Raw genomic sequence first — 11,549 nt, forward strand, 5'->3', positions numbered from 1 at the left:
TTTCCTTGTCTCTTTAGGTAGTTAGCTGGCCATGATCCGCGCGATCGCGGGATAGCCGATGTATACGGTCATGATCAGGACGAGCATCGCGACGGGCATCACCATTTTTTCGGAGGCCATGTTGGCCTGTGCCTTCGCTTTGGTTACCAGGGCGCCGGAGAGCGACTTGGCCTGCGCGCCGAGGGTGTCGCCGACGGCTGCGCCCTCCTCACCGGCGATCGCGATGATGTCGGCCGGCGCGCCGAGTTCGGGGACGTCGAGTTCGAGGGAGAGACGCTTGAGGCCCTCCCACGGGCTGATGCCTTCGAGCTCGGAGCGGGTGATGGTGTCCCGGATCTTCGCGAAGACCCAGCCCTCGCCGACTTCCGCGGCCCGTTTCAGGGCCTGGGTGGGGGCGGCGTCCGCGGCGCGTTCGAGCTGGACGAGGCGCAGGTAGGCCTTGACGGCGTACCGGAAGTCGTCCTTGGCTTCCACGGCCTGCTGCTTGAGCTGCAGGTCCGGCAGGAGCCAGAAGACGATCGCGAGGCCGAGGCCCGCTATCGCCGGGATCGCCACGGGGAAGGGGTAGCCGGCCAGGTTGGCCAGCCCCACCGCCAGCACGGGCAGCAGCAGCCCGTACAGCGCGAGGGCGATCTTGCGTCCCAGGTGCGCGGCGGGAGACCGGCCCACGAGTTCCAACTGCTGGCGGGGCAGGCGCAGGGTGCCTTCCCCAGCCGTCCGGAGCAGGAGGGCGCCGGCCTTCTCCATGAGGGAGTTGGGCTGGCTGTCGCGGTTGCGGTCGAGGTTCTCGAGCCGGGTGGCATCCATGCGGGACAGCACGTCGCCGAGGTCTGGCCGGCCGGGCAGGATGCCGCGGGCGGCGATGACCAGGCCGAGTCCGGTGACGGCGCCGCCGACGATGGCATAGGGGGAGAAGATCACGGCGCCTCCTTGGCGATCTGGCCGCCGGAGCGGTCGGCCGGCGACAGGAACCGGGGCGCTGGTTCGAGGATCGCCATGCGTCGCATCCAGATCTTGACCAGGACGAAGGCGACGGCGACGAAGGCCAGGACGAGGTGCCCGGCAACGGTGTCGTAGGGCTCGACGTAGGCGCCGGAGAACGCGGTGATTCCGAAGATCGCCAGGCAGAAGATGGTCACCCAGCGGTCGTTGGTGCGGGGCTTTTGCCGGTCGGCCTCGACCTCGCGCCGTGAGAGCACTTCATGCTGGAGGGCCTCGGCAAGTTCACGCAGCGCCTTGCTCAGCCCGCTGCCCCGGTCCTCGACGTGCAGGATCAGCAGGGCGGCGACCTCGTCGACCATCGCGTCGTTCAGCTCGTCGGCGAACGCGCGGTAGGCGTCCTGGGGCACCCATCCGGCCTGCTGGCGCGAGACGAGGAGGCGGACCTCCTCGCGGATGGCGCCCGGGACGGTCTCCAGGCTGCGCTGGATGGTGGCCTCCAGGCTGACGCCGACGGTGTGGATGTCCGACATGCGCCGCATCCACTCCTCGATCGCCTCCAGCTTGTCGATCTGTGCCTTGCCGGAACCGGAGGTGTTCAGCAGCCAGGGCAGGCCGATGACGACGGCGATGGTGACCAGGCCGCCCATCAGCCAGCCGGTGAACAGCCACACGCCAAGGCCCGCCACCGCAGAGCCGACCAGGCGTGTCTGGCCCCGGGCCCACCAGGAGGTGGGGGTTCGGGCGTCCTTGACGAAGACTGCCCGGATCTTGCGCTCCAGACGGCTGCGGCGGCGCACCGTCGTCGAGGGTGCCCAGCCGACGCCGCCGGCGACCGCCAGGGCGAGTCCGCCGACGGCTGCGAGACCGCCGAGCGCGGCGAGCAGGGATTCGAGGGTGAGCGTCACAGCGGCACCACCGTTTCCAGCGGCGCGCCCCAGCTGCCCCACGGCCGCTGCAGGACGGTGCGGTCCAGCCCGGCCCGGACGAGGTCTTCCAGGCAGCTCTGGGAGATGTTCCCGTGGGGCACGGCCCTGGGCTCGCGGCGCCCGTCCTGCTCGCGGGGAGCGAAGACCATCTGGTGGGAGGGGCGACCGCCCTCGCCGATGCCGGTGATCTCCATGACGTGGCTGACGAACCGGTGCTTGCGCCCCGGCCTGCCGTCGTGGCCGACGAGCTCGGTCTCGTCGACCAGCCGTACGTAGACGACGAAGTCGACGGCCTGGGCGATGAGCCGGTAGGCCAGGGCCTCGGTCATGCCGATCCCGGCCTCCAGGCACAGGGTGGCCAAGCGCTCGATCGACAGCTGGGGGCTGCGGGCGTGCAGGGTGGCCATCGACCCGCCCTCGCCCTCGTTCATCGCGTGCAGCATCGGCACGACCTCTTTGGAGCGGACCTCGCCGACGATCACGCGCCGCAGCGACATACGCAGGAGCTGCGGGAAGAGGTCGGACAGGGTCAGCTCGCCCTGGAGCTTGCCGTCCGGGCCGCGCTCACCGTTGGACTCGCGTCCTTCGTAGGCGACGACCTCCGGGCCCTCGGGGTCCTCGTGGAGATGGAGCTCGTACTCCGACTCCAGCGTGCCCACGCGCTCGGTGCTCGGGATCTCCCGGGCCATGGCGCGCAGCAGGGACGTTTTGCCCACGCCCTGGGAGCCGACCACGATGATGTTCTTGCGGCCCTTGACCGCGGCGGTCAGGAAGTGCGCGAGCGAGGCGTCGATCGTGCCCCAGCGCACCAGGTCGTTCAGGCCCTGGCCGCGGGTGCGGTGGCGCCGGATGACGATGCTCGGCCGCGGCGTGACGTATGCCGAGGCCGCCAGGCGCGATCCGTCGGCCAGCCGGAGGTTCAGGTTCGGCGTGGCCGGCGTCAGCGCCCTCTCGCCCTGCCCCTGCATGCGCGCCAGGTGGTTGATGAGGTTGATCAGGTCGCGGTCGGTCTTCGCGATCGGGTCCCAGGTGCGGGTCGGACGGTCGGCGTAGTCGACGCGCACCTTGTCGCCGTAGATGATGATGTTCTCGACGTTCGGGTCGTCCAGGAGAGGCTGGAGACGGCCGGCGCGGAACAGCTCATCGAAGACCGCCTCGCGTACGGCACGCTCCTGCTGGGGCGTCAGGTCCGAGCCGCTGGCCGCGTACTTCGTCGCCCACTCCGAGACGACCTGCCTGATGATCGACTGTCCGCGCTGCCGGCGGTCCTGCTCGGTCATGGAGGCGTCGGCACCGGCGGCCTCGCCGATCTTCATGCTGGCCTGTGAACGCAGCTCGGCGAGAACCTCGTGACCGACCGGAAGCGCGGTCGGCGCCGCGGTGTCGGGGACCCGGACGAGGCCCTGGGGGATGCCGGCCGGAGAAACCTGCGCAGGGAAGGGTCGAAGAACCGGCGCGTCCTGCGTGGGGCTCTCCTGGAGCGCCTGGGCGAAGAGGGCGGTGTAGTCGGGGGCCGGGGTCTCCGGCCTGGTGTCGGTCATGATGCCCTCCCGGTGACCACCTGCATTCCTGCCGGCCGCAGCTGCACGCGCCGCCTGGTCACCAGCTCATTGATCGTTTGGTGGGCCGTGCGCGCGGACCGCAGAAGGGTGCGCGGCATCTTCTTGTAGGCCCCGTGCGTGAAGACGTCGGCGGTGTCGGGATCCCACGCGAGCATGCCGACGACCGGCGCCTGCAAGTGCTGCTGCACCTGGCTGGAGTTGAAGGACCCCTCCTCGATCAGCAGCAGCCCGAGCGCGTCGGAGCCCGTGCCGTGGTGGGCCAGTTCCTCCCTCAGGACCCGGATGGCGGGCGCGGCAGCCGCGATCGAGGCCTGGGTGGTGCGGACCACCATGAGGACGGCGTCGGCGCGGTGCAGCAGCGGCGTCGGGTAGCGGGTGGCGGACAGCCGGGTCTCGGACTCGGTGAGGATGCGGCCCGCGTCGATGATCACGTCGTGGCCGGTCTGGTCCATCACGCCGAGCAGTCGGGAGATGGGGTCCCAGGTGCGGTTGAGGGATGCGGCCTGCGTGGGGTCGGTCAGTCCGGGCAGGAGCATGCGCTGGCCGGTGTTGTCGCGGTCCAGGCTGACGAAGTGATGGGAGAACTCCCGTGCGAGGGTGCCCTGTCGGTCCGCGGCCGCCAGGCGGTGGAGTCCGGTGGCTGCGCTGCCTTCTCCGCCCAGGTAGCCGGCCCGGATCGTGCCGCCGGCGGGGTCGGCCTCGACCAGCAGGGAGGGCTTCGGCGACGAGAGGGCGAGCGCGAGCGCCGAGCAGGTGACGCCGCTGGACTTTCCCGATACCAGTGCGATGACCGCCATCAGCTCGTCGCCTTCAGGACGATGGCCACGTCACCGCTCGCTGCCCAGGCGGCGAGTGACGTGCTGTTCACCTCGGGCGCGGCAACGTCGACGACCACGGCGCCGTTGGCGTCGGGCGCGCCGACGCGGGACACGACGGCAGGAAGACTGTCCGGGGTGGAGCCGGCCTTGCTGGAGGAGGCTGAGGCGCTGCCGTCCTGCGGGGTGTGGACGATGGTGACCGCATCACCGGTGCGCAGCTTCTGGATGGGCAACTGGCCGGGCTTGGCGAGGATGCCCACCACCGACTTGCCCTTGGTCACGCTGGATCCGTCGCTCACCGAGTCCTCGGTGACCAGCACGCCGGCCGGCAGGTCGGATGCGGCCTGCTTGCCGATGATGTCGGAGGCGTGGGAAGCGGGCAGCGAGCGCAGCTCGGTGCCGTGGGATATCTCGGTGGCCACCAGGTCCGACGCCTTGATGCTCTCGCCCGCCGCAATGGGGTGCCGGGTGGCAACGACCGAGACCTTGTCACCGGCTTCGTCGACCAGCCACACCGACACCAGGGCGCCCACGGCGGCGAGCGCCAGGCCGGCGCCGACGACCACCGGGCGTCGGCGCCGGCGTGGGGCGTCGTTGGTGATCGGCAGCAGCACAGGCGCGGAGCCCGGCTCGGAGGGTGCCGTCGGCTGCTTGGTTCGCGGCATTGTGATGGTCTTCCTTGCGCTAGTTGACAACCTGCAGCTCGCCGACGCGCGCTGTGGTGTTGGACGTACGGATCTCGTCGGGCAGCGTCCCGCTGGCACCGTTCGACGCCTGCCAGGTGACTTCCCAGGAGCTGGTCGCGGTGACGGTGAACTTCCCGCCCGGCTGGTCAGCGGAGACCTTGGTGTAGCGGTAGCCGCAGTCCGGCGAGGACTTGTCCCCGTAGGCCTTGGAGTACTTCGTGCCCGCGGTCGTGCACGTGACCGAGCCGCCGTCTCCCATGGAGTAGGTGATCTTGGTGACGCGCGCCGTGGCTGTCACCGACAGTCCCGGGACGGCGGCCGTCGCGCTGTTGGGACCCCAGGTGGTGTCGCTCTTGTTGTTCCACAGCCAGACGGGCATGCCGACGAGACCAGGGGCGTCCGGACCGGGCGAGCTGCCGATGTTCGCACCCAGCAGAGTCATCTTGTCCCGGGCCTGACGCGCCAGCACTTCGGGGTCGGGGAGGAGACCGGCGGGCGGTTCCGTCAGCCAGACGATGCCGCCGACGTCGTTGACGATGCAGTCCCTCATGTAGAAGGCGCCGGGACCCGTGGTGTCTGCCCCGTTCATGTCGGTGTGGCCCGGGCCGGACGGCGGCTGGGGATCCATGAGCTCGTAGAAGCAGCGGTCGGCCGGGTTGTACCCGGGCGCGCAGGGGATCTCGGTGTCGTCGACGAGCTTGCACATCCCGTTGCCGCTCCCGCCTCCGTCGCCCCCGCCGCTTCCTCCGCCGGTGCCGCCGCCTCCGCCTCCACCGGGCTTGCCGGGCGTTCCGACGTCGACGCACACGTCCACGTCGGAGCAGTGGCCGGCGCCGTTGCCCGCGTACGCGAGGCCGGCCGGCGTCAGGGCGGTCAGTACCGCAAGGACGCCCACTGTGCGGGCAGAACGGATCAGCAGCCCTTTGTGCGATCGGCTGTGATCTTCGTGACGAACCATGTGTCGCCCTCCAGCGTGGCTTGGGACGTGACGGGGTACTTCAGGCGCTGCTCGGCGAGCTTGAGCTCCTTGCCGGAGTCCTTGTAGACGGGCTTCCAGCTGGTCGCGTCGAAGCAGTCGGTGACCGTTGCGGTCTTGCCTTTGGTGTTCACGGCGGTGACCTGAGGCTTCATCTCCGGACGGCCGGTGAACTTGATGCCCATCGACTCGTTGCGCAGGACCGACTTCTTGAGGTCGGTGGCGGCATCGCCCCTGGCGTACTTGGCCAGTTCCTCGGTGTGCAGATCTCCGTCCGCGGCCATCTTGATCTGGATCTCGCGCATGTTCGTGTACGCGGCGAGGACCTTGTCCTTCGCTGCCTGGTCCGGATCGGTGGACGGCGTCGAGGAGGCAGTGGCCGAGGGCGAGGAGGCCGTCTTCTTCTTGGGTGTGTCGGAGCCGCAGCCGGCCAGAGCGCCGGCTGCGACGGTGCACGTGAGGACGGCACCTGCGAGTCGCAGGACATGGGTGCGGTGGTGGGTGGTCGAAGCCATCGGCAGATCCCCTTCAGGAGTCGGGTACGGGCGCTGACGCGCGCTCAGGGCGGACAAAAAGCGGCGAGGTGAGTCCTCTACCGCGCTTCGCCGGCTCTGGAGATGCACGCCAGGCCAGGACCCGGCGAGCCTACGGCCACGGCGCAGGGCCAGTGCCTGGCTTCCAGCCGCAGCAGGGGCGTCGTGCCGTGGGTGAGCCACGGATGACGAGGTGCCAGCGTGTGAACAGGGCGGCTTCGCACCGAAGCCTGGATGGTCGACTCGGTCATCCACCCGGTTCCCGACCGGAGGTCGGCCGGTCGTAGCAGTGATGCGGACCCGGATGGCACGAGTCCAGTTCCTAGATGTCGCAACGCGATTTCCCCCTCGCGGTCACGGACGCCGCGTCTCCCACAACGTGATCAGTCCGAGCCTGATTCTGGCCAGAAAGATCAGGTGCAGCCAGGCCCCGTTTTTTCCGGTAGCAGCACTTCCGGTATATGCCTCTGGCGCGGGCGATTTGGAAACACTGTGGCCAAGGACTTCACGGCTTGATCAGCAAGGCCGGCCCCGTGGCCCGCAGAGCATTCCGGGCAGCCTCCTGGTCGCCGCCGGTAATGGCGTTAAGTCGACGTTTTACGAACGGGGTGGAGGGGTGGTTCTTGCCGAAAACCGACTGCAGCAGCGTCAGCAGGGCCGTTCCGGTCCGGACGGCGTCGTTCGCGTCGGTGACGGTGAGCCAGGAGGCCGCACCGTTGCGGGCCTGCCGCCGGATTTGGTGGTGTGTGGCATCCAGAAGGCGCTGCCAGGCCGCTGCGGTGTACACCGAGACGTCGGTAGCCATGGCCGGGTATCCGGCGAGCTGAGCGCAGAAGGCGACAAGCTCGAGGGCGTGGAGCGTGTAGTTGTGCAGGGGGCCGTGGCTCTCGGCGAGCTCGTCGCTGATGGTCCGGGCGGCCGCCAGGGCCTCTTCGCGGCGGCCGGCGCGGATGGTGTGGCGGAGGTCCTCGATGCGGTGGCCGAGGAACTCGGGGACGGCGGCGGGGACCGGCAAGACAATGGCTGCGCGGCTCATGAACTCTCCCTGGAGCGAGGCGGCTTCGAGCGGATGCCACCGCCGGGGGGCCGGCGGCGGCATCCGGAATCGAGTGCAGCAACGGCGTGCTGCTCGACCGCGCACGTCAACGGGCGTGGGAGGGCCCTCGGTGCCTGAGCGGCGCTCCCCCGTGCTTACACGGCGCGCCGACGTCGGTAGTTGACTGCTTGGGCGAGCTCGGGGGCAAGCCCCCGAGCTACGCGGGCGGTTCCTATTTCAATGATCGGAACGGAGTGGGCCGCGCTGTTTCACCAGCCGGAATTCGCGCCGTGCACGGCTGCCAGGTGAAGAGTTCAGGGTGCGAGAGGGCCGGTCGACGAGTGGTCCCAGGCAATGCGTGCCGCGTGGTCCATCAGCTTCAGCAGGTCCGGGGCGGTGGTGTCCTGGTCGAGGTGGCGGTACTCCGTGCTGAGGGTGATGGCGAGCCGCTCGGGCAGGCCGAGGCCGGCGTAGCGGTCTTCCTTGATCAGGATGCGTGCGGCATCGACGGCCGTCCGGCCCTGGCCGTGCATCACATACGCCTGGTCCGCGAGGTCGTCGAGGTAGGCGATGTAGCCCCGCAGGTCGTCGGGGGTCATGAGCGGTCCGTGGCCGGGGACGATCCACTCGGGGTCGAGGTCCAGGATCCGTGCGCAGGCGGCGGCGACGCGCTCCAGTGGGCCGGCCCAGTGCGAGGGGTGGTCTCCCGCGAAGACGATGTCGCCCGCGAAGACAACGCGCTGCTCGGGCAGATGGACGATGAGGTCGCCGACGGTGTGGGCCGGGCCGACTTCGAGCAGCTCCGCGGCTATCTCGCCGACTTCGAGGTCATGGCGTCCGGTGAACGTCGTGGTCGGCGGGAGAACCTCAATACCCGCGAAGTCGAACTTGCCGAAATGCTCCCGGAAGTACCAGCCGAGGGGCTGGCCGGGGTCGGTGTCATGGATGAGGGCCTGCAGCTGTTCCGGTCTCGGCTCCAGGCACTGGTGCTCGAGGGCGGCGTGGGTGGCGTAGACGTCGGCGCCGGGAAGCTGCTGAAGGCCCCAGGTGTGATCGCCGTTGGCGTGGGTGACGGCGACCCGGTCCAGAGGGACGTCCGGGCCCGCGGCTGAGCGGACCGCGGTGAGGAAGGCGTCGGTCAGGGCGGGTGTGTAGGGCGTGTCGATGACGAGGGCCTGGCCCTTGGAGACGACGAGACCGCAGTTAGCCAGGCCCCATGTTGCCTCGTGGCCGGGCTGCCAGGCGAAGACGCCGGGCGCGATCTGCTTCAGGTCAGTGGATGCCATGGGCATGCATTGTGCGTGCCGCGGCCGCCCGGAGGAAATCTCTCCGCCGAAGCGGCCGCGGGGCAGCGTCAGATGTGGGGCACGAATGGCAGGAGGAAGAACCGGGCGCCCGGGCTGCCGAACGGCTGGGCGGCGCACATGGTGACGGTGCCCAGCTGGGACGGCGCATGCCGGTCGCAGCACCTGGTGCGGTGGTCCTCGGTGCCGCGCGGGGTCACGTAGCCGGCGTGCCGCATCGGCCGCGCGTCACCGTCCGGGTGGATGTACGCGAGGCTGTGGTCTCGGTAGATCGGCCCCGCCACCGGGTCGTCGTTGACCTCCTTGTCGAGCTGCCGGAGATCCGCGTTGTCGGGGTGCGCGGCGACTGCCGTGCGCAGCTGGGCTGCGACCTGCGGCGCCCAGCGCGTGTCCCAGTCGACCAGGTGGTGCTCGCGCGCGTCCTCGCGCAGCAGCATCCACCGGATCAGGTTGCGTTCAGGCAGCTCGGGGGATCTTCCCTCAGGCTGGGGGAACATGAGCTTGAAGTCGTCGTTTGCGGCGAGCACGTTCCAGGCCACGTCGTTGATGTAACAGGGCTGCCCCGACACGCCGTTGACAGCCACCTGCCACGCCGGATCCACGTTCGTCCCAGCCATCGGGTCCATAGGGAACGGCGGCTCGTAGCCGATCGCGTAGACGTAGAGCGCGGTCCGCTCGCGCTCTTCCATGTTGAGCACCTTGGCCACGTTGTCGAGGAACTCGGTGCTCGGCTGGGACGTGTTCCCTCGCTCGAACTCGGCGTAGGTCTTCTCCGTGACGAACAGCGCCTGGGCAACCTGCGCCTGAGACAGTCCTCGTGAGCGCCGGCCCCGACCGGTGCGCTTGGGCCAGCCGAGCTCGACCGGGTCTATCTCTCCGCGCTTCCATTGCAGCAGCTGCTGCAACGCCTCCTTCTGATTCAACTTTGCACCCTTCCCCGTGTTGCCGTCCCCGTGTCATCCCCGCGATATACCGGAAGCGCTCGCTCCTGAAATTCGAGGACCGGAAAATTCAGAGCCTGGTGGGCGGGATCTTGGCCGGGAAGAATCGCGCACTGGATCGAATCCGCGTTGTGGGAGACGCGAGGGTCCTCGACAACCGCGAGGGGGAGTTCGCGTTGCTGCATCCCGTTGCCACCCCGTCCGACCGCACAGGCGGTGCCGTGGCACGCACTATGGCGGTGCTCGGCGCGCTGATCCGTCTCGGGCCGGGTGAACATCCTCTGGCTTCGGTCGCCGAGTCCGCGGGGCTTCCCGCGCCGACCGCTCACCGGTATCTGCAGGCCTTGATGCGGGAGGGCGCCGTCGAACAGCGCGGGCCGCGTGCTCGCTACGCGCTGACTGACGCGCTGCACGGTCCCCCCTCATCGACACCCGCCCAGCCCCTCCAGGCCGGCCCGCCCTCTCCCGCGGTGAGGGCAGAGATCGTCACACTACAGTCGAGAACTGGTCAGGCCGCATTTGTTTACCGACCGCATCTGATCGGCACTCCGATGAGAATCTGCGCGGAACGGGCATACGGGTCACACGCTGACGAGATCCTTACATCACCTCAGATCGCTTTCCGATCTCTTGAATCAGCACCTCTGGAAGCCGACGCGGCCGGACTGGCGATCCTCGCCTGCCTCGGCTCCGTCAGCGACCACAAGATCGACATCGCCCACGTCCGTGAGGAAGGTCACGCCATCGGGCCGTCCCCGCTCCAGGGGCGCACCATGATCGCCGCGCCCGTCTGGTATGGCTCGGCCGTCGCCGGCTCGGTCGCACTGCTGGCCAAGGACGCGCCCATGCGACGCGCCGCCACCCGCGCCCGGTACGTGACTGCCGTGATGGACACCGCCGCGGCGATGAGCGGACACCTCACCCGTTCCGGCACGCGCCGGGCCAGCTGATTGACTGCAAACCCCCACGAGCACCACAGAAAGGCGCCACCCCGTGTCCCGTTCAGTCCTGATCACCGGCGGCAACCGCGGCATAGGCCTCGCCATCGCCCGTCACCTCGCCGAGGCCGGCGACCGCGTCGCCATCACCTACCGCTCGGGCGAACCCCCCGAGGGCCTGCTCGCCGTCCGCTGCGACATCACCGACACCGCCCAGGTCGACGCCGCGTTCAAGGAGGTCGAGGAGCAGCACGGCCCCGTCGAGGTCCTCGTCGCGAACGCCGGCATCACCAAGGACCAGCTCCTGATGCGCATGAGCGAGGACGACTTCACCTCCGTCCTCGACACCAACCTCACCGGCGCCTTCCGCGTCACCAAGCGCGCCTCGCGCGGCATGCTCCGCGCGAAGAAGGGCCGCGTGGTGTACATCTCCTCCGCCGTCGCCCTGCGCGGCGAGAGCGGCCAGGCCAACTACGCCGCCTCCAAGGCCGGCCTCGTCGGCTTCGCCCGCTCCATGGCCCGCGAACTCGGCTCCCGCGGCATCACGTTCAACGTGGTCGCCCCCGGCCTCACCGAGACGTCCATGAGCGAGGCGCTGAGCGACGAGCAGCTCGAGAATCTCAAGACCCAGATCCCCCTCGGCCGCCTCGCCCGCCCCGAGGAGATCGCCGCCACCGTCGCCTTCCTCGCCTCCGAGCAGGCCGCCTACATCACCGGCGCCGTGGTGCCCGTCGACGGCGGCGCCGGCATGGGCCACTGACCACCGTGACCGCCCGCCACGCTGGAGTCCGATGAGCACATGATCTGACAGTGGGCAGTCCCCCGTGGGCTGCCCCGCGGCAGCAAGACCTTGGTGTGTCCAGCACCTCGGCCCGCCCGCCGCATCT

General features: G+C 69.5%; 12 protein-coding genes. 2 read left to right on the plus strand and 10 right to left on the minus strand.

Features of this window, described 5'->3' with window-relative positions:
* Window positions 1-21: 21 nt before the first annotated feature.
* From JS756_RS16690 to JS756_RS16735, 10 genes are all read right to left on the minus strand, one after another.
* The gene (locus JS756_RS16690; protein ID WP_024126720.1) at window positions 22-921 is read right to left on the minus strand and encodes a type II secretion system F family protein; all 900 of its coding nucleotides are present in this window, start codon (window positions 919-921) and stop codon (window positions 22-24) included.
* On the minus strand, window positions 918-1,847 hold the full coding sequence (locus tag JS756_RS16695; RefSeq protein WP_024126719.1) for a type II secretion system F family protein: 930 nt from the start codon (window positions 1,845-1,847) through the stop codon (window positions 918-920). Before JS756_RS16695 ends, JS756_RS16690 begins: the two co-directional genes overlap by 4 nt.
* Window positions 1,844-3,409: a TadA family conjugal transfer-associated ATPase gene (locus tag JS756_RS16700; RefSeq protein ID WP_024126718.1), complete on the minus strand. Its 1,566-nt coding sequence runs from the start codon at window positions 3,407-3,409 to the stop codon at window positions 1,844-1,846. Before JS756_RS16700 ends, JS756_RS16695 begins: the two co-directional genes overlap by 4 nt.
* A complete protein-coding gene (locus JS756_RS16705; protein WP_205383882.1) occupies window positions 3,406-4,227 on the minus strand; it encodes a CpaE/TadZ family protein in 822 nt (273 codons plus the stop codon). The genes JS756_RS16700 and JS756_RS16705 overlap by 4 nt, the downstream gene beginning before the upstream one ends.
* Entirely contained in the window at window positions 4,227-4,913 is a 687-nt protein-coding gene (locus tag JS756_RS16710; RefSeq protein WP_200402270.1) for an SAF domain-containing protein, read from the minus strand. Before JS756_RS16710 ends, JS756_RS16705 begins: the two co-directional genes overlap by 1 nt.
* Before the next feature lie 19 nt (window positions 4,914-4,932).
* Window positions 4,933-5,892, minus strand: coding sequence for an ATP-binding protein (locus JS756_RS16715; protein ID WP_240203868.1), 960 nt, complete (start codon window positions 5,890-5,892; stop codon window positions 4,933-4,935).
* On the minus strand, window positions 5,847-6,425 hold the full coding sequence (locus JS756_RS16720; protein WP_205383883.1) for a hypothetical protein: 579 nt from the start codon (window positions 6,423-6,425) through the stop codon (window positions 5,847-5,849). Before JS756_RS16720 ends, JS756_RS16715 begins: the two co-directional genes overlap by 46 nt.
* 523 nt (window positions 6,426-6,948) lie before the next feature.
* Window positions 6,949-7,479, minus strand: coding sequence for a hypothetical protein (locus tag JS756_RS16725; protein ID WP_205383884.1), 531 nt, complete (start codon window positions 7,477-7,479; stop codon window positions 6,949-6,951).
* Window positions 7,480-7,793: 314 nt separating this feature from the next.
* Window positions 7,794-8,765, minus strand: coding sequence for an MBL fold metallo-hydrolase (locus JS756_RS16730; RefSeq protein ID WP_205383885.1), 972 nt, complete (start codon window positions 8,763-8,765; stop codon window positions 7,794-7,796).
* A 68-nt stretch (window positions 8,766-8,833) separates the two neighbouring features.
* Entirely contained in the window at window positions 8,834-9,706 is an 873-nt protein-coding gene (locus JS756_RS16735) for a helix-turn-helix transcriptional regulator (RefSeq protein WP_024126710.1), read from the minus strand.
* Between the two features lie 98 nt (window positions 9,707-9,804).
* Between JS756_RS16735 and JS756_RS16740 the strand changes: the two genes are divergently transcribed.
* Together JS756_RS16740 and JS756_RS16745 are read left to right on the plus strand one after the other, a co-directional pair.
* The gene (locus tag JS756_RS16740) at window positions 9,805-10,674 is read left to right on the plus strand and encodes a helix-turn-helix domain-containing protein (RefSeq protein WP_307790718.1); all 870 of its coding nucleotides are present in this window, start codon (window positions 9,805-9,807) and stop codon (window positions 10,672-10,674) included.
* 43 nt (window positions 10,675-10,717) lie between these two features.
* Window positions 10,718-11,422 carry a beta-ketoacyl-ACP reductase gene (locus tag JS756_RS16745; protein ID WP_024126708.1) on the plus strand — a complete coding sequence of 235 codons (705 nt, stop codon included), beginning with the start codon at window positions 10,718-10,720 and terminating at the stop codon, window positions 11,420-11,422.
* The last annotated feature ends 127 nt before the right edge of the window (window positions 11,423-11,549 follow it).

Source organism: Streptomyces actuosus, from assembly GCF_016921115.1.
In the GTDB taxonomy this organism is placed as follows: Bacteria; Actinomycetota; Actinomycetes; order Streptomycetales; family Streptomycetaceae; genus Streptomyces; species Streptomyces actuosus_A.